The organism is Stenotrophomonas sp. YJH_SMC_57 (assembly GCF_059369755.1).
Genome location: NZ_JCAFSZ010000012.1, coordinates 110,077 through 127,091 on the forward strand (window position 1 = coordinate 110,077; position 17,015 = coordinate 127,091).

The window sequence follows — 17,015 nt, forward strand, 5'->3', positions numbered from 1 at the left end:
GTCAGTGCAGGAAGCCGGAGAGGTTGGTTTCGATGTTGCGCGGGTTCTCGCCCTGTGCAATCGAGATCAGGCCTTCGATGACCATTTCGCGGTCGCGGGTGTTGTGCGAGATCACACTCTTGAGCTTGGCGGCAATCGGCAGGAACAACAGGTTGGCCGAGGCGATGCCGTAGATGGTGGCGGTGAACGCGGCGGCGATGCCGTGGCCGAGTTTGCTCGGGTCGGCCAGGTTCTTCATCACCGCGATCAGGCCCAGCACGGCGCCGATGATGCCGAGCGTCGGCGCATAGATGCCCATCGCCTCGAACACCTTGGCGCCGGCCTGGTCCTGGTGTTCCTGGCTGCCCAGTTCGATTTCCAGCATGTGCCGCATCGACTCCGGTTCGACGCCGTCCACCAGCAGCTGCAGGCCCTTGCGCAGGAACGGGTCCTGCTGTGCTTCCACCTGCGACTCCAGGCCCAGCAGGCCCTGGCGGCGGGCGATGTTGCTCCACTCGACGATCTGCTGGATCAGCTCACGGCGGTCGCTGTGCGGCGGGCGCACGACCCAGCGCACGATCTTGAACGCGTGCTTGAATACCGCCGGTGAGGTGTGCAGCAGGATCGCGGCGATGGTGCCGACGATGACGATCACGAACGCCGCAGGCGACCACAACGACGCCAGGCCGGCGCCCTTGAGGATGCTGCCACCGACCAGCGAGGCCAGGGCGAGAAAGAGTCCAATGAGGCTGAGTCTATCCATGGTTCCGGTATCGGCGTGTATGAATGGGACTTGAGACACCGGGAGATCGCGTACAGACGGTAGTCACAGTTTTCGGGCCACCGGGCAGGGCCCGGCGGGATTCATCGCAGGCCATCCACATCCAGGATCAGCGCCATGCGACCATCGCCGATCAAGGTTGCACCGGCGTAACCGCGCAGGCCCCGCAGGGCTTTGGGCAGCGGCTTGATCACCACTTCCTCGCGCCCGCGCACCTGGTCCACGACCAGGCCGAAGCGGGCCTCGCCGGCCTGCAGCACCACGATGGTCAGCAGGGTCGACGCGGCTGGCGTCACATCCAGCCACTGGCGCAGATCGACCAGCGGCAGGGTATGCGAGCGCCGGTCGAGCACGGCACGCCCATCGAACCAGCCCAGCGAGGTGCGCGGTGCGTGCAGCACTTCCATCACGCGCGCCAGCGGCAGCGCGTAGACGTCCTCGCCGGCCTGCACCAGCAGGGTAGGAAGAATGGCCAGGGTCAGCGGCACGCGGATCAGGAAGCGGCTGCCGCGGCCCAGTTCCGACTGGATCTGGATCTGGCCGCTCAGTTCGCGGATGCGCGACTGCACCACGTCCATGCCGACGCCACGGCCGGAGATATCGGTGACCTGTTGCTTGGTCGAGAAGCCGGGCAGGAACACCAGGTGCAGGCATTCCTCGCTGCTCAGGCGGGCCGCGGCTTCCGGGTCGATCAGGCCCTTCTCGCGTGCCTTCGCACGCAGCTTTTCCGGGTCGATGCCGGCGCCATCGTCCTGCACCTCGATGCTGACATAGTCGCCTTCCTGCTGGGCCGACAGCCGCACATGGCCCATCCGCGGCTTGCCCTGCGCCTCGCGCAGGTCGGGCATTTCCACGCCATGGTCGATGGCGTTGCGGACCAGGTGCACCAGCGGGTCGGCCAAGGCCTCGACCAGGTTGCGGTCGAGCTCGGTCTCGGCGCCGATCAGCTCAAGGTCCACTTCCTTCTTCAGCGAGCGGGCGACGTCGCGGGCCACCTTGGGGAAACGCGAGAACACCTTGCCGACCGGCTGCATGCGGGTACGCATCACCGCCGACTGCAGGCGCGCGGTGGCGATGTCCAGGGTGGAGACCGCGCGGTCCAGCTCTTCGTCGCGCAGGCGTGCGCGCAGCGTCTTCAACCGGTTGCGTGACAGCACCAGTTCGCCGATCAGGTTGACGATCGCATCCAGGCGCTTGGTGTCCACGCGCACGGTGTGCTCGGCCTCGGCCAGCGGCTTGGCGGCCGGCTTCGCGGGCGGCGTGGGCGCCGCCGGGCGGGGTGCCGGCGGCGGAGCAACCGGCGCGGCGGCGACCGCTTTGCTGCCGGGGGCCGCACCGCCGTGCAGCTGGTCAAGCAGGGCTTCGAACTCGTCTTCGCTGATCAGGCCGTCGTCGGCCTTCTTCGCTGGCGCAACCGCAGTGGGCGCGTTGCCGCCGTGCAGCTGGTCGAGCAGGGCCTCGAATTCGTCTTCGGTGATCAGGTCGCCGCCGCCGGCAGCGGGTGCCGAGGCGGTGGGGGCCACGGTTCCGCCGCCGTGCATGTCGAATTGTGCGATCAGCTCCGGCGGGGCGTAGCCCGGTTCCGTGCCGGAAGACACTGCATCGAGCATCGATTGCAGGTAGTCCAGCGATTGCTGGGCCGCGTCGAAGTGATGGGCCTGCAACACGGCCTGGCCAGCGCGCGCGATGCCAAGCGCTTCTTCGGCGGCGTGGCACAGCTCGACCATGGCGGTGACGCCGAGGAAGCCGGCACCACCCTTGAGCGTGTGGTAACCGCGGAACACCGCATTGAGCTGCTCGCTGTCCTGCGGTGCCTGCTCCAGCGACACCAGCTGTTCGCCCAGGCGGTCCAGGATTTCCTGTGCCTCGATGATGAAATCGGCAGTGATGTCGTCGGATACCGCGCTCATGCTTACAGCCCCAGATCCGACAACAGGTCGTCGGCGTCGTTCTGCGAGACCGCGTGGCGGTCCAGTCCCTTCAGTGCCGGCCCGGCCAGTTCCGGGTCGGTGCGATGCTGTTCCGGCGGCAGGCCGAGCGCGCCGAAGCCTTCGTGCACGCGGCGGACGATGCCGACCACGCGACGGATGATCTGCCCGGTCAGGTCCTGGTAGCTCTGGGTCAGGGCGATCTCGGTGAGGTTGTGGCGGATGCGCTCAAGCTGCGCATCCTGGCCCGGCTGCAGGCCTTCGGCGCGCAGTTGTTCGGTCAGACTGCGGCATTCCTCAGCCAGGTCCAGGGTGCGGTGCGTGGCCTGTTCGGTCATTGCCACCACGTGGTCCAGGCGCGCGCAGGCGTCATCCAGCTCACCGGCTTCGCTGGGTACGGTCGGCAGTTCACCCAGCGCCTGTCCCAGTTCGCGGGCCAGCCGCGAAAGGCCGCTCATCATCGGCTGCGTGCGCAGCGCGACCAGTCCGTCGATACGCTGCCGCCAGGCGGCCTCGTCACCGGACTCCAGTGCGTCCAGGGCTTCCTGCAGGCGCAGGGCGAGGGCGTTCTTGTCGACCGTTGTGTCCATCAGGCGCTGGCCGCCAGGCGTTCGAAGATCTTGCCCAGCTTTTCTTCCAGGGTCTGCGCGGTGAACGGCTTGATGATGTAGCCGTTCACGCCGCTCTGGGCGGCTTCGATGATCTGCTCGCGCTTGGCTTCGGCGGTGACCATCAGCACCGGCAGGGTCTTCAGCTTGGCATCGGCACGGATCGCCTTGAGCAGCTCGATGCCGGTCATCACCGGCATGTTCCAGTCGGTGACCACGAAATCGAACGGCTGGCTCTGCAGCAGCGACAGCGCAGCATGCCCGTCCTCGGCTTCGGCGGTATTGGTGAAGCCCAGATCGCCCAGCAGGTTCTTGACGATTCGACGCATGGTCGAAAAGTCGTCGACGATCAGGATGCGCATGTTCTTGTTCAAAGCAGAGTTCCTTTGTTGTTCATTCCGGGCGGCCGGGGGCAGCCGCCTCGGGGATGTTCATTCTTCCAGGCCGGCGTCCGCCGCCTCGAAAATCTTCAGCCGGCCACGCAGGCGCAGCACGGCCTGGCCGTGGATCTGGCAGACCCGCGACTCGCTGACGCCGAGCACCGCACCGATCTCCTTCAGGTTCAGTTCCTGCTCGTAGTACAGCGAGAGCACCAACTGTTCGCGCTCGGGCAGGTGGCCGATGGCCTTGCCCAGTTCGCGGCCGAACTCGCCGCGCTCCAGCACCTGCTGTGGGGTCGGGCCGCCCTGCGCGACGGTGTCCAGCTCGCCCTGGTCCTCGATGCGCGACTCCAGGCTCAGCACCTGGCCGCGTGCGGCGTCTTCCATCAGCCGCAGGTATTCGGGCAGCGGCATGTCCATCGCGGCAGCCACTTCGGTGGCGCTGGCGGCACGGCCACTGCTCTGCTCGAGACGGCGGATGGTGGCGGCGGCGTCGCGGGCGCGGCGGTGCACCGAGCGCGGCACCCAGTCGCCCCGCCGGATCTCATCGATCATCGAACCGCGGATGCGGATCGAGGCATAGGTCTCGAACGAGGCACCCTGGTCGGCGTCGTAACTGCGCGAGGCCTCGATCAGGCCCATCATGCCGGCCTGGATCAGGTCGTCGACTTCGACGCTGGCCGGCAGGCGCGCGGCCAGGTGGTGGGCGATGCGCCGCACCAGGTCCGAGTGCTGGGCGATCACCTCGTTGGCGGCCGAGCGCTGGACCTCCCGGTACTGGGCTGCGCCTTTCATGCGGCCACCCCGCGTTGCTTGAGGATGCGCTCAAGGAAGAACTCGACGCCGCCGCGCGGTTCGGTCGGCGCCTGCCAGCGCGCGGTGCGACGGGCGATCTCGGTGATCGCCAGCGCCGCCGGGCTGGACGGGTAGGCCTTCACCACCGGCTGCTGGCGCTGCACCGACAGCCGCAGCCAGTCGTCCTGCGGCACGCAGCCCAGGTAGTTCAGCGAGACATCGGCGAGGAATTTCTCGCAGACGCGGGTCAGCTTCTCGTACAGCACGCGGCCTTCGTTGGGGTCGCGCACCATGTTGGCCACCACCTGGATGCGGTCCACGCCGCGTTCGCGCGACAGCACCTTGATCAGCGCGTAGGCGTCGGTGATCGAGGCCGGCTCGTCACAGACCACCACCACGGTGTCCTGCGCGGCCTGGCAGAAGGTCAGCACCCCGTCGGTGATGCCGGCGGCGGTGTCCACCACCATGATGTCCAGCTCGCGTTCCAGTTCGGAGAACACGTTGACCAGGCCGACATGCTCGGCCGGGGCCAGCTCGGCCATGTGGCGGCGGCCGGACGCGGCCGGGACCACCAGCACGCCGTTCGGGCCTTCAACGATGACGTCTTCCAGCGAGCAGCGGCCGGCGACCAGGTCGGCCAGCGTGAAGGTGGGGTTCAGCCCCAGGATCACGTCGATGTTGGCCAGGCCGAGGTCGGCGTCCAGCAGCAGCGTGCGCTTGCCCATGCCGGCCAGCGCCACGGCCAGGTTGGCCGAGACGTTGGTCTTGCCCACGCCGCCCTTGCCGCCGGTGACGGCAATGGTGCGCACAGGGCCGAGCGGCTCGCTGCGGGTGGCCGACAGCGGGAAGGTCTTGGTCAGCTTGGCGTACTCACGCGACGGCATGGTTCAACTCCGGGTTGCAGGGCATATCGGCCGCTCGGCGCAAATCTTCAAGGCGAAGTACAAGATTGGCTGCACTGGCCCGGTGCAGGTCCTCCGGAACGTCCTGGCCATCGGTCACCCAGGTGATCGGCAGGGCGTGGTCGACGGCCACCGACAGCGCGTTGCCGAAGCGGCCGGTCTCGTCCAGCTTGCTCAGTACCAGGCCCTGCAGGTTGGCGGCGCCGAAGCGGCGGACCACCTCGTCCATGTCGCCGAAGCTGGTGTTGGCTGGCAGCACCAGCAGGGTGCGGACCTGGCGGGCGGCGCGCAGCCACTGCAGCTGGGCGGCCAGTGCACGGTCGCGCGGGCCCAGGCCGGCGGTGTCGATCAGCACCAGCTTGTAGTCCTTCAGGCGTTCCAGCAGCTGGTCCAGGTCGGTGCCGCTGTTGGCCTCGTGCACGGCGATGCCGAGCTGGCGGCCGTAGCCGTACAACTGCTCGCGGGCGCCGATGCGGGTGGTGTCGGTGGTCACCAGGGCCACGTCGCGGGGCGCGTGCTTCTCGGCGAAGCGCGAGGCCAGCTTGGCGATGGTGGTGGTCTTGCCGGCGCCGGTCGGGCCGACCAGGGCGATCACGCCGCCTTCTTCCAGCGGGTCGACCGGAGCGATCGGCAGCTTGCGCGAGATCAGCCCCAGCATCAGGCCGCGGCCACGGTGCGCTTCGGTCTCCAGCGGGATCTGCATGGCCACGTCGCGGGCCAGGCCGGCGTCGAAGCCGTATTCGTCCATCAGGTCCAGCGCGGTGGCGCGTACCGGGCAGCCGCGCAGGCGCTCGTCGGTGAAGCGGTTCATCTCGCGCTCGATCACCTGGCGCATGCCGGCCACTTCGTGGCGCAGCTGGCGGATCTCGGCATCGTCCTGGGCGACCACCGTCAGCGTCGGGGCCGGGGCCAGCACCGGGACCGGGCTGGCTTCGTCGTTGGCGTGCACCGGTGCCGGTTCGCTGGCGGCGATGCCGGGCTGCACGTCGGCCACGGCAGCGGTCGGCAGCGGCGGCGGCTGCACGGCCGCTGCCGGGCTTTCGTGATGCGCCTCGTGCGGCGGATCGATCGGGAAGCGGGCGCGGTTGGCCGGTGCGGCAGCGGCGGTGGCCGGTGCGACGATGGCCTCGGCGAACGGGGCGAAGATCTGTTCCGGCAGCGCCGGTTCGTTGACGGCGGCGCGCGCCAGCGTGGCGGCGAAGCCGGTGCTGCCGCGGGTCGGCACGATCTCGTCGGCGCTGTCCAGGGTGCGGCCGGTGGCGCCGACCGCCGCACGGGCGAGGGCGGCGACGGCCGAGGTGGTGGCGGCCACCGGTTCCGGTGCCGGGGTGTTGCTGCGGCGGCGGGTGACCGCGGCGATCACCGCATCGGCGGCGGTGCGCGGCTTGGGCGCCGGCGGCGGGGCCACGTCGCGGCGCGAGGCCTCCAGTGCACGCTGCACGGCGCTCTCGTCGTAGTTGGCGGCGGCGACGATCTCGATGCCTTCCTCGATCCGGCGGTTGGACAGGATCACGGCGTCAGGACCATGTTCCTTGCGCACCAGGTTCATGGCCGAGCGCATGTCGGCGGCGACGAATCGTTTGATTTTCATGCTGTGGTCACGGGACGAAGACGGCGGGGTGGCGGTCGGGGAACTCGGGTGGTCGGTGGTCTGCACGGTGCGGGTTCCCCTTGGTGTCTGTCTGTTGCGTTGGTTCGAAGGTGGTGTCTGTTTTCTGGCGCATCGAAGGGCGGCGTCAGCTGATCGTTCCGACCAGCTTCAGGCGCTTGTCTTCCGGCACCTCGCTGTAGGCCAGGACCGACAGCGACGGAACGCTGTGGCGGACCAGGCGGGCCAGCGCGGCGCGCACCGGGCCGGGTACCAGCACGACCGCGGGCTCGTTGCGGGCTTCCTGCTTGCTGACACATTCGGCCAGGCTCTGGTGCAGTCGCTCAGCGAGTCCGGGTTCCAGCGCGGCGCCGTTGCCCTGCGTGGACTCCTGCAAGACACGTTCCAATTGCGGGTTGAGGGTGAACACCGGCAGCTCCGCCGACATTCCGGCGATCTCCTGCACGATGAAGCGGCCCAGCGCAGTGCGCACCGCGGCGGTCAGCACGGCCGGGTCCTGGCTGCTGGGCGCATGCTCGACCAGCGCTTCGGCGATCTTGCGCAGCTGCCGGATCGGGATGCGCTCCACCAGCAGGTTCTGCAGCACGCGCACCACCGCAGACAGCGGCAGCGCCTTCGGCGTCAGATCTTCGACGAGCTTGGGCGCGCTCTTGGCCAGGTTGGCCAGCAGGTGCTGCACCTCCTCGTGGCCGAGCAGTTCCGGCGCGTGCTCGCGGATCAGGTGCGAGAGGTGGGTGGCGACCACGGTGGCCGGATCGACCACGGTATAGCCCAGCGTTTCGGCCTGGGCACGCTGGTGCGGCTGGATCCAGGTGGCATCCAGGCCGAACGCGGGGTCCTTGCCGGCGATGCCCTCCAGTGCGCCCAGCGCGCTGCCCGGGTCCAGCGCCAGCTCGCGGTCGGGATGGATCTCGGCGGTGGCCACCGGCACGCCATGCACCAGCACGCGGTAGCCGTTGGCCGGCAGTTCCAGGTTGTCGCGGATGTGTACCGAGGGAATCAGGAAGCCGACGTCCTGGGTGAGCTTGCGGCGCACGCCCTTGATCCGCGCCATCAGCTCGCCGCCCTGGTTGGCGTCCACCAGCGGGATCAGCCGGTAGCCGACCTCCAGGCCCAGTGGATCGACCGGGCGCAGCTCGTCCCAGCTCAGTTCGGCGGTCGGTGCCGGTGCGGCCGGGCGGCCCAGTGCATTGAGCGCGGCCGCGTCGCCGCCCGCGGCTGCGGCATTGGCTGCCGGTGCCTTCTCCTTGCGGTACAGCTTCCAGGCGATGAAGCCGAGGATCGCCGCCAGCGTCAGGAAAGCGACGTTGGGCATGCCCGGCACCAGCCCGACCAGGCCGAGGATGCCGGCGGTGATCGCCAGCGCGCGGTACTGGCCGAACACCTGGCCGGTCATGGCCTGGGCCATGTCCTGCGAACGCGAGGCACGGGTGACCAGCATCGCCACCGCGCTGGACACCAGCAGGGCCGGCAGCTGCGCCACCAGGCCGTCACCGATCGACAGCAGGGTATAGGTGGCGGCCGCCTGCCCGAACGGCATGCCGTGCTGCATCACGCCCACGGCCAGGCCGCCGAGCATGTTGATGAACAGGATCAGGATGCCGGCGATGGCATCGCCGCGGATGAACTTGCTGGCACCGTCCATCGCGCCGTAGAAGTCGGCTTCCTCGCGGACTTCCTCGCGGCGCGCCTTGGCCTCTTCACGCGTCAGCAATCCGGCGTTGAGGTCGGCGTCGATCGCCATCTGCTTGCCGGGCATCGCGTCCAGGATGAAGCGCGCGGTCACTTCCGAGACGCGGCCGGCGCCCTTGGTGATGACCACGAAGTTGATGATGGTCAGGATCGCGAACACCACGATGCCGACCGCGTAGTTGCCGCCGATCACGAACTCGCCGAACGCGGCGATGACCTTGCCCGCGGCGTCGTGGCCGTTCTGGCCGTTGAGCAGGATCACGCGGGTGGAGGCCACGTTCAGCGCCAGCCGCAGCATGGTGGTGATCAGCAGCACGATCGGGAAGATGGTGAAGTCCAGCGGGCGCTTCACGTAGACCACCGCCAGCAGCACCATCAGCGAGATGGCGATGTTGAAGGTGAACAGTGCATCGAGCACCGGCGCGGCCAGCGGCACCACGACCATGGCCAGCAGGGCCAGCACGATCAGCGGCGCGCCAAGTCCCTGGCGGATCATTTCCAGGGCGCGGCGGGTGTTGAAGCCGGAGGAGGGCTGGGCGCTCACGGGCGGCCTCCCTTGCCGAATTCATCCACCTGGATGTGCGGGGCGTCCGGCATCGGCCCAGTGCGCCAGGAGCGCAGCTGGTAGACGTAGGACAGGACCTGGGCGACGGCCGAATACAGTCTCACGGGGATTTCCTTTCCGAGTTGGCCTTCCCGATACAAGGCGCGTGCCAAAGGCGGGGCAGAGACGATCGCGACCTTGTTGCCGTCGGCCACTTCACGGATGCGCAGGGCGGTCTCGTCCACGCCCAGGGCGACCACGGTGGGGGCGTTCATGGCGCCGCCTTCGTACTTCAGGGCCACCGCGTAGTGGGTCGGGTTGACCACCACCACGTCGGCGGTGGGGACCGCTTCCATCATCCGGCGGTTGGCCATCTGCTGCTGCAGCTGGCGGATGCGCCCCTTCACTTCAGGGCTGCCCTCGCTTTCCTTCATTTCCCGGCGCAGCTCTTCACGGGTCATCTTCAGCTTGCGCATCCAGTTCCAGCGCTGGTACGGGGCATCGATGGCGGCCAGCACCAGCATGGCGCCGGCGGTGGCCAGCAGCAGCCGCAGGGTGAAGCCCAGGCCGTCGGTGATGGCGGTTTCCAGTGGGTGGTGGATCAGCCCGCGCAGGGTGTCGAAGCCGGTCCACACCACCAGCCCGGCGGCCACGCCGACGAATGCCACGCGCAGCAGCGATTTGGTGAACTCGGCGATGGCCTCCGGGCCGTACAGGCGCTTGAGCCCGCTCATCGGGTTCAGCCGGTTGATGTCGGGCAGCAACGCCTTCTGCGACCAGCGCAGGCCGCCCATCACCAGCGGCGCGACGAAGCTGGCCAGCAGGCAGACCAGTACCAGCGGTGCGATCACCAGCAGGAACTGCAGCAGCAGGTCGCCGAAGTGGCCGAACAGTTCCTTCGGGTTCTGCCGCAGGCTCTGTTCCGGGCTGAGCGCATGCTTCATCCAGGCGGTCGCGCCGCGGCCGATCGAGCCGCTCATGGCCATCACCGCCAGCACGCCGGCGCCGAACACGGCGGCCGTGCCGAGTTCGCGCGAGCGCGGCAGGTTGCCCTGTTCACGGGCGTCGCGCAGGCGTTTTTCGGTGGGTTGTTCGGTCTTTTCGCCGGCGGATTCGTTCTCGGACATCACGGGCACTGCGGCAGGGGATGTCGGGGTGCGTGCAAGAACTGTTCCGTGACGGGTTCAGGAGCCAACCAAGGTGGGCACCTGCCTGGGCAGGCACCGGCAGGACAGGCCGTGCCCGGCGGGCGCGCGGCCCGGTGTTACCCCGGCGGGTGCTGGGTCGGTGGGCTCTGCGCCAGTTCCACCCGCGGCCGGGGCAGGTCGTGCAGCTGCATGAAGCGCGCAGCATCCACCGGGCGGCCCAGCAGGTAGCCCTGCAGGTAGTCGCAGCCCAATCGTTCCAGGTAGGCGCGCTGGGCAGCGGTCTCCACGCCTTCGGCCACGATATCCATGTCCAGCGCGTGGCCCAGCGCCACGATCGCCGAGACGATCACCACGTCCTCGGCGCTGTGCTCCAGGTCGCGCACGAAGGCATGGTCGATCTTGATCTCGGTGGCCGGCAGCCGCTTCAGGTACAGCAGGCTGGAATAACCGGTGCCGAAGTCGTCGATGGAAATGCCGACGCCCAGTGCCGACAACGCCTGCAGCAGGCGCAGGCTGGTGTCGGTATCGCGCATCACCGTGCTTTCGGTGATCTCCAGCACCAGATGGCGGGGCGCGATCGCGTGGCGTTCGATCACCGTGCGCACGTCCTGCAACAGATGCGGCGAACTGAACTGCACCGGCGACAGGTTCACCGACATCGACCAGCCTTCGTGGCCAGCGTCGTGCCAGCGCCGCAGCTGCTGGCAGGCCTGGTCCAACGCCCAGCGGCCGATGTCGTTGATCGCGCCGCTGCGTTCGGCCAGGCGGATGAAGCGATCCGGCGGAATCAGGCCGTGCTCGGGATGGCGCCAGCGGATCAGTGCCTCGGCACCGGCCACCTTCTGCGTGGCCACGCGGATCTTCGGCTGGTAGTTCAGGAACAGCTGATCGCTGCCGATCGCCCGGCGCAGGTCGGCCAGCAGGCGGAATTGCTGCTCGGCGCTGTCGTTCATCCAGTCGGCGAACAGTACGAAGGCGTTGCGCCCGGATTCCTTGGCCTGGTACATCGCTGCATCGGCGAAGGCCATCAGCTGGCGCTCGCTGGCGGCGTGGTCGGGGCAGATCGCCACGCCGATGCTGGCGGTCACCTGCAGTTCGTTGTCGGGCAGCAGCGGGCCGCTGCCCACCGCCTGCAGGATGCGACGGGCCAGGGTCGGCAGGTCCTCGTCGTGCTCGATGCGCACCACCAGCACGAATTCGTCACCGCCCAGCCGTGCCAGCATGTCGTGCGGCCGCAACAGCTGGCGCGTGCGCTCGGCCACCGCCACCAGCAGGGCATCACCGGCCTGGTGGCCATAGGCATCGTTGACCTGCTTGAATCCGTCCAGGTCCATGAACATCACCGCGAAGCGGTTGCCGCCCTGTTCGGCCTCGGCCAGTGCCTGCACGATGCGCCGTTGCAGCAGCAGGCGGTTGGGCAGGCGGGTCAGCGGGTCGTGCAGCGCGGCCTGGGTCAGTTCCTGCTGGGCGTCGGTCAGCGAGGTGCTCAGCAGTGAATTGCGCAGGCGCAGCAGCTGCGCTTCCACGCGCTGATCCAGCCACGACACCACCAGCACCACGGCCAGGATGGCCACGGTCAGCACCACCACCAGCATCGCCAGCCATTCGCTCTGCAGCCCGTCGCCCACCGCCGCGCCGCAGACGCTGCCTTCCGGGAAGCGCGCGGCGGCCATGCCGGTGTAGTGCATGCCGACGATGGCCAGCCCGAGCAGGCCGGCCGCGGCCAGCCGATCACCCACCCGCGTGCGCTGCGCGCGCAGGCGGAACGCCACGTACAGCGCGGTCCACGAGGCGGCGACCGCCACCATCAGCGAGAACAGCAGCCAGCCAGGGTCGTACTCGATGCCCGGGCGCATGCGCATGGCGGCCATGCCGACGTAATGCATGCCGGCGATGCCGGTGCCCATCAGCAATGCACCACCGGCCAGCCGCGGGTGCGGCAGGGTGCGCAGCGAGACCAGCCACAGCGCGAACACCGACGAGGCGATGGCCAGTGCAAGGGAAAGCAGGGTGATCGGCAGGTCGTAGCCGAGCGGAATGGGCAGGTTGAAGGCCAGCATGCCGATGAAGTGCATCGACCAGATGCCCAGGCCCATGGCGAAGCCGCCGCCCAGCCGCCACCACCAGGCGGCGCCCTTGCCGGGTGCGGTGACCGTGCGCCCGGCCATCGCCAGCGCGGTGTACGAGGCCATCACGGCAACCAGCAACGAGATCGCTACCAGCCACGGGTTGTACGTGCCTACCAGCATTCGTCAGTCTCCCGGACCTGCCTGTCGACGGAAACCACGGTGGGGCATGCATGAGGCGGGCCGGCGCGGAACGCTGGCCGATCGTGGCGTCCCCCCTGGACGCCACGCATTCACTCTAACGCGCAGACCCGGGGGAAGGGCAAGCGGCAAAACGTGATGATCGGATCAGCGTGTGACCGCGTCCGCAGCCTGGAAGGCGGCGTCGAACAGGCGCTGTACCGGCGGGCCCATTTCCCCGGCCAGCAGGGCCAGCAGGAACAGGCCCAGCAGCAGCGAGACCGGCAGGCCGAGCTGGATCGGGTTCAGCGCCGGCGCGGCGCGGGCCAGCACGCCGAAGGCCAGGTTCACCGCCAGCATCGCCACTGTCAACGGAATCGCCAGGGTCAGCGCGCCACGCAGCACGGTCAGCAGGAAGGTCGGGGCGATGCTGAAGAACGCGTGCGGGTCCGGCAGCGGAGCGCCGATCGGCAGCGCCCGGTAGCTGTCCACCACCAGCGAGATCAAGGCCAGGTGGCCGTTGGCAGTGAAGAACAGCAGGCCGAACAGCAGGTAGAACCACTGGCCGATCACGCCCGAGGTGCCGCCCCGCAATGGGTCGCTCATCTGCGCGAAGGCCAGGCCGGTGCCCTGGGCGATCAGTTCGCCGGCCATCGCGCCGGCCTCGAACACCAGCCGCAGCAGGAAGCCGATGGCCACGCCGATCGCCAGTTCACGGGCGATGGTCAGCACCGTGGCGGCATCGAAGCCGGTCCACTCGGGTACGGGCGGCAACAGTGGCGCCAACGCGATGGCCAGGGTGCCTGCCAGCACCACGCGGACCCGCGCCGGTACCGCGCGGGTACCGACCATCGGCATCGCCATGGCCACCGCGCCGATGCGCAGCATGGTCCACAGCACGGTGCCGATCATGCCGAGGGCCTGCAGGCCGTCGGCGGCCATCTGGGTGGCGGCATCCATCGAAGCGCGCGTCCTAGCCGATCAGGTGCGGAATGCGCTGGAACAGCAGCGTGGTGAATTCAACCAGGTGGCCGATCAGCAGGCTGCCCAGTGCGAACAGCACGGCCGTCAGTGCCGCCGCCTTGGCGACGAAGGCGATGGTCGGTTCGTTCAGCTGGGTCGCGGCCTGCACGACACCGACCACCACGCCCACCACCAGCACGGTAAGCAGCAGCGGGCCGGCCACCCACAACACGGTGATCAGGCCGCCACGCAGTTCGGTCAAGGCAAGTTCGGGAGACATCGTCTTTCCATCGGTAGCGCCGGGCGCTGCCCGGCGACGCTCATGTAGAGTCGAGCCAGGCTCGACTGCGCTTTGCGAGGGATATCAGGCCGGATTGAAGCTGGCCGCCAACGTACCCACGGTCAGCACCCAGCCATCCACCAGCACGAACAGCAGGATCTTGAACGGAGCCGACACCAGCATCGGCGACAGCATCATCATGCCCATCGACATCAGCACGCTGGCCACGACCAGGTCGATGATCACGAACGGAATGAAGATCAGGAAGCCGATCTCGAAGGCGGTCTTCAGCTCGCTGGTGACGAACGAGGCAACCAGCACCGGGAACGGGATCGCGTCGGGGCTGGCATAGGTACCGTGCCCGGCGATGCCGGCGAAGGTCATCAGGTCGGTCTCGCGGATCTGCGCCAGCATGAAGCCGCGCAGCGGCGTGGTGGTCAGCGTCCACGCGGTCTGGAAGTCGATCTCGCCGTTGAGGTACGGCGCCATGCCGGCACTCCAGGCCTTGTCCCAGGTCGGCATCATCACCATCGCGGTGAGGAACAGGGCCAGTCCCAGCAGTACCTGGTTGGACGGCGTCTGCCCGGTGCCCAGTGCCTGGCGCAGCAGGCCCAGCACGATGATGATGCGGGTGAACGAGGTCAGCACCAGCAGCATCGACGGGATCAGGGTGATCGCCGTCATCAGCAGCAGGGTCTGCAGCGGCAGGCTGACCGGTGCACCGCCGATCTTGCCGACGTTGATGTCCGGCAGCGGCGTGGTCGGCGCGCCGGGTGCGGCGAACGCCAGTACCGGCAACAGGCACAGGGCAAGCAACAGCAGCCACGGCATCAGGGTGGCAACACGGGTACGGGTGACACGCATGTCAGGGGTCCTTGCGCAGCCGCTGCTGCAGCAGCTGGGCGAAATTCGGCAGGTTCTTGAAATCCGGCACGCGCACCGGTGCCGGCGGCGGCAGCGGTTCGGGCAGGGTGTGCAGGGTATTGATGCCGCCGGCGGTCACGCCCAGCAGCAGCTGCTGGCCGTTGACCTCCACTACCACAACGCGCTCCTTGGCACCGACGCTCAGGCTGGCCACCAGCTTCATGCCTTCGGCCGGGCGGAAGCCGCTGCCGGGCAGGCGCTTGAGCAGCCAGCCCAGGCCGATGACCAGGGCCAGCACCGCCAGCAGCGCCAGCACCGCACCGAACAGGCTCGGTGCGGCGGCCGCGTGCTGGCCGACCTGCGGGCCAATCGGCGCGGCGGTCTTGCCGACCGCCAGCAGGGTGGAGGCCAGCAGGCTCAACGCAGTCTCCGGATCCGCTCGCTCGGGCTGACCACGTCGGTCAGGCGCACGCCGAAGCGGTCATTGATCACCACCACTTCGCCGTGGGCGATCAGGGTGCCGTTGACGAACACATCCAGCGATTCGCCGGCGCCGCGTTCCAGTTCCACCACCGAGCCCTGGTTGAGCTGCAGCAGGTTGCGGATCGGCAGGCGGGCGCGACCGACTTCCAGCGACAGGGTCACCGGCACGTCGAGGATCACGTCCAGGTTCAGGTCGGGACCGTTCGCCTCATCGGCCTGCAGGCTGCTGAACTGGGCCGGGGTCGGTTCGAGGGCGTCGATATCGTTCATTGCGGGTCTTCCTGGATGACGGGTACGCGCGGACGGGTGCCCGGCGGATGGGTAGCGGTGATCTTCACGGCGTTCATGCCGTTGGCGATGCCGAACTCGCCGGTGAACACCGGGATGTTCTCCACGCACAGCGGCACCTGCGGGCTCAGCTCGATCGGCAGCACATCACCAACCTTCAGCCGGGTCAGGTCGCGCAGGGTCATGCGCTTGCTGGCCAGCACGCTGGACAGCGTCACCTCGGCGATGTTGAGCTGCTCGCGCAGGGTCTGGCCCCAGCTTTCGTCGCGGTCGTTGCGGTCGCTCTGGATGCCCGCGTCGAGCAGTTCGCGGATCGGCTCCAGCATCGAGTACGGCAGGGTGACGTGGATGTCGCCGCCGCCGCCGTCCAGTTCCACGTGCAGGCGGCACACCACCACGTATTCGCGCGGGGTCACGATGTTGGCGAAGTGCGGGTTGATCTCCGAATTGATGTACTCGAAGTCGACGTCCATCACCGGTGCCCAGGCCTCGCGCAGGTCGGCGAAGGTCTGCTTCAGCAGAAGGTGGATCACCCGCATTTCGGTGGCGGTGAACTCGCGGCCCTCGATGCGCGTCGGGTAGCGCCCGTCGCCGCCGAAGAAGTTGTCGACGATGGCGAACACCAGGGTCGGCTCGAACACGATCAGGCCGGTGCCACGCAGCGGCTTGAAGCGGATCAGGTTCAGGTTGGTCGGCACATACAGCGAGTGCATGTAGTCGTTGAACTTGATCAGTTCGATGCCGCGCACCGACAGCTCGGCCGAGCGGCGGATCAGGTTGAACAGGCCAATCCGCCACAGGCGCGCGAAACGCTCGTGGACCATTTCCAGGGTCGGCATGCGACCGCGGATGATGCGGTCCTGGCTGGCGAAGTCGTACGAACGCGCCTCGCCTGACGGCGGCTCCGGATCGGTCTCGACCGCGCCACTGTCCACGCCGTGGAGCAGGGCATCGATCTCGTCCTGGGACAGCAGGTCATTCATCGGTGGGCCCTTACTGGGTCACGAAGCTGGTGAACAGCAGATCGTCGGCGCCGTTGCTGCTGGTCTCGGCCTTGAGCACCTTCTGCACTTCGGCGAGCGAGGCGGCCTGCAGCTTCTGCTTGCCGGCGATATCGGCGATCTGGTCGGGGCTGACCTGCGAGAACAGCATCAGCAGGCGCGCACGGATGGCCGGGGCGTGGGTCTTGATCGCCTCCAGCGCGGCCGGGTCGCGGGTCATCAGCTGCACTTCCAGCTGCAGGTAACGCGGGCCGTCGACCGGGCCGTTGAGGTTGACCACGAAGGCCGGGTCCAGCGCGAAGTACTGGGCGGGGGCGGGCGTGGCGGTTTTCTTCGGCGCCTGCGCGGCCTTCTCTTCGTGCTTGGACTGGGTGAAGAACCAGACGCCACCACCGGCGGCTGCGGCGGCCAGTACGGCCACCAGTGCGGTGATCAGGATCGGACTACGCGGCTTGGCGGTCTTGTCCTTCTCGGCGGTCTTCTTGGTTTTTTCAGCGGCTGCGGCCACGGGGTGAAGCTCCTGA

General features: G+C 68.4%; 17 protein-coding genes. All 17 read right to left on the bottom strand.

The genetic code is table 11. The annotated features are described in order from the left end of the window. Position 1: 1 nt before the first annotated feature. The 17 genes from AC5P7U_RS16810 to AC5P7U_RS16890 all read right to left on the bottom strand — a co-directional run bounded on the left by AC5P7U_RS16810 (position 2) and on the right by AC5P7U_RS16890 (position 16,999). Entirely contained in the window at positions 2-742 is a 741-nt protein-coding gene (locus AC5P7U_RS16810; protein WP_006442919.1) for a flagellar motor protein, read from the bottom strand. Between the two features lie 101 nt (positions 743-843). After that, positions 844-2,670, bottom strand: coding sequence for a chemotaxis protein CheA (locus AC5P7U_RS16815; protein WP_133934584.1), 1,827 nt, complete (start codon positions 2,668-2,670; stop codon positions 844-846). A 2-nt stretch (positions 2,671-2,672) separates the two neighbouring features. Next, on the bottom strand, positions 2,673-3,278 hold the full coding sequence (locus AC5P7U_RS16820; RefSeq protein WP_006442968.1) for a protein phosphatase CheZ: 606 nt from the start codon (positions 3,276-3,278) through the stop codon (positions 2,673-2,675). Beyond that, on the bottom strand, positions 3,278-3,670 hold the full coding sequence (cheY, locus tag AC5P7U_RS16825; RefSeq protein ID WP_006365466.1) for a chemotaxis response regulator CheY: 393 nt from the start codon (positions 3,668-3,670) through the stop codon (positions 3,278-3,280). The genes AC5P7U_RS16820 and cheY overlap by 1 nt, the downstream gene beginning before the upstream one ends. A 57-nt stretch (positions 3,671-3,727) precedes the next feature. Further along, positions 3,728-4,471 carry an RNA polymerase sigma factor FliA gene (locus tag AC5P7U_RS16830; protein ID WP_006442969.1) on the bottom strand — a complete coding sequence of 248 codons (744 nt, stop codon included), beginning with the start codon at positions 4,469-4,471 and terminating at the stop codon, positions 3,728-3,730. Continuing rightward, positions 4,468-5,355, bottom strand: coding sequence for a MinD/ParA family ATP-binding protein (locus AC5P7U_RS16835; RefSeq protein WP_008267550.1), 888 nt, complete (start codon positions 5,353-5,355; stop codon positions 4,468-4,470). Before AC5P7U_RS16835 ends, AC5P7U_RS16830 begins: the two co-directional genes overlap by 4 nt. Further along, a complete protein-coding gene (flhF, locus tag AC5P7U_RS16840) occupies positions 5,342-6,964 on the bottom strand; it encodes a flagellar biosynthesis GTPase FlhF (protein WP_495221282.1) in 1,623 nt (540 codons plus the stop codon). Before flhF ends, AC5P7U_RS16835 begins: the two co-directional genes overlap by 14 nt. Before the next feature lie 145 nt (positions 6,965-7,109). Next, complete coding sequence (gene flhA, locus AC5P7U_RS16845; RefSeq protein ID WP_180878096.1) at positions 7,110-9,170, bottom strand: flagellar biosynthesis protein FlhA; 2,061 nt, start codon at positions 9,168-9,170, stop codon at positions 7,110-7,112. A 44-nt stretch (positions 9,171-9,214) separates the two neighbouring features. Then, positions 9,215-10,345: a flagellar biosynthesis protein FlhB gene (gene flhB, locus AC5P7U_RS16850; protein WP_006443036.1), complete on the bottom strand. Its 1,131-nt coding sequence runs from the start codon at positions 10,343-10,345 to the stop codon at positions 9,215-9,217. A gap of 137 nt (positions 10,346-10,482) precedes the next feature. Continuing rightward, positions 10,483-12,615, bottom strand: a complete 2,133-nt coding sequence (locus AC5P7U_RS16855; protein ID WP_049456088.1) for a putative bifunctional diguanylate cyclase/phosphodiesterase — start codon at positions 12,613-12,615, stop codon at positions 10,483-10,485. A 165-nt stretch (positions 12,616-12,780) separates the two neighbouring features. Beyond that, positions 12,781-13,572, bottom strand: coding sequence for a flagellar biosynthetic protein FliR (gene fliR, locus AC5P7U_RS16860; protein ID WP_006443102.1), 792 nt, complete (start codon positions 13,570-13,572; stop codon positions 12,781-12,783). 13 nt (positions 13,573-13,585) lie between these two features. Beyond that, a complete protein-coding gene (locus tag AC5P7U_RS16865) occupies positions 13,586-13,855 on the bottom strand; it encodes a flagellar biosynthetic protein FliQ (RefSeq protein ID WP_005413254.1) in 270 nt (89 codons plus the stop codon). A gap of 84 nt (positions 13,856-13,939) precedes the next feature. After that, positions 13,940-14,719 carry a flagellar type III secretion system pore protein FliP gene (gene fliP / locus AC5P7U_RS16870; protein WP_006443173.1) on the bottom strand — a complete coding sequence of 260 codons (780 nt, stop codon included), beginning with the start codon at positions 14,717-14,719 and terminating at the stop codon, positions 13,940-13,942. Between the two features lies 1 nt (position 14,720). Further along, complete coding sequence (fliO, locus tag AC5P7U_RS16875; RefSeq protein WP_008266130.1) at positions 14,721-15,140, bottom strand: flagellar biosynthetic protein FliO; 420 nt, start codon at positions 15,138-15,140, stop codon at positions 14,721-14,723. Beyond that, the gene (gene fliN / locus AC5P7U_RS16880) at positions 15,137-15,472 is read right to left on the bottom strand and encodes a flagellar motor switch protein FliN (RefSeq protein ID WP_005409543.1); all 336 of its coding nucleotides are present in this window, start codon (positions 15,470-15,472) and stop codon (positions 15,137-15,139) included. The genes fliO and fliN overlap by 4 nt, the downstream gene beginning before the upstream one ends. Beyond that, a complete protein-coding gene (fliM, locus tag AC5P7U_RS16885; protein ID WP_006443238.1) occupies positions 15,469-16,473 on the bottom strand; it encodes a flagellar motor switch protein FliM in 1,005 nt (334 codons plus the stop codon). Before fliM ends, fliN begins: the two co-directional genes overlap by 4 nt. A gap of 10 nt (positions 16,474-16,483) precedes the next feature. Continuing rightward, on the bottom strand, positions 16,484-16,999 hold the full coding sequence (locus AC5P7U_RS16890) for a flagellar basal body-associated FliL family protein (RefSeq protein ID WP_495221283.1): 516 nt from the start codon (positions 16,997-16,999) through the stop codon (positions 16,484-16,486). Between the last annotated feature and the right edge of the window lie 16 nt (positions 17,000-17,015).

Coding starts and splice junctions, on each gene's coding strand:
- AC5P7U_RS16810 (WP_006442919.1), bottom strand. CDS start 742: ATGGATAGACTCAGCCTCATTGGACTCTTTCTCGCCCTGGCCTCGCTG.
- AC5P7U_RS16815 (WP_133934584.1), bottom strand. CDS start 2,670: ATGAGCGCGGTATCCGACGACATCACTGCCGATTTCATCATCGAGGCA.
- AC5P7U_RS16820 (WP_006442968.1), bottom strand. CDS start 3,278: ATGGACACAACGGTCGACAAGAACGCCCTCGCCCTGCGCCTGCAGGAA.
- AC5P7U_RS16830 (WP_006442969.1), bottom strand. CDS start 4,471: ATGAAAGGCGCAGCCCAGTACCGGGAGGTCCAGCGCTCGGCCGCCAAC.
- AC5P7U_RS16835 (WP_008267550.1), bottom strand. CDS start 5,355: ATGCCGTCGCGTGAGTACGCCAAGCTGACCAAGACCTTCCCGCTGTCG.
- flhF (WP_495221282.1), bottom strand. CDS start 6,964: ATGAAAATCAAACGATTCGTCGCCGCCGACATGCGCTCGGCCATGAAC.
- flhA (WP_180878096.1), bottom strand. CDS start 9,170: ATGATCCGCCAGGGACTTGGCGCGCCGCTGATCGTGCTGGCCCTGCTG.
- flhB (WP_006443036.1), bottom strand. CDS start 10,345: ATGTCCGAGAACGAATCCGCCGGCGAAAAGACCGAACAACCCACCGAA.
- AC5P7U_RS16855 (WP_049456088.1), bottom strand. CDS start 12,615: ATGCTGGTAGGCACGTACAACCCGTGGCTGGTAGCGATCTCGTTGCTG.
- fliR (WP_006443102.1), bottom strand. CDS start 13,572: ATGGATGCCGCCACCCAGATGGCCGCCGACGGCCTGCAGGCCCTCGGC.
- AC5P7U_RS16865 (WP_005413254.1), bottom strand. CDS start 13,855: ATGTCTCCCGAACTTGCCTTGACCGAACTGCGTGGCGGCCTGATCACC.
- fliP (WP_006443173.1), bottom strand. CDS start 14,719: ATGCGTGTCACCCGTACCCGTGTTGCCACCCTGATGCCGTGGCTGCTG.
- fliN (WP_005409543.1), bottom strand. CDS start 15,472: ATGAACGATATCGACGCCCTCGAACCGACCCCGGCCCAGTTCAGCAGC.
- fliM (WP_006443238.1), bottom strand. CDS start 16,473: ATGAATGACCTGCTGTCCCAGGACGAGATCGATGCCCTGCTCCACGGC.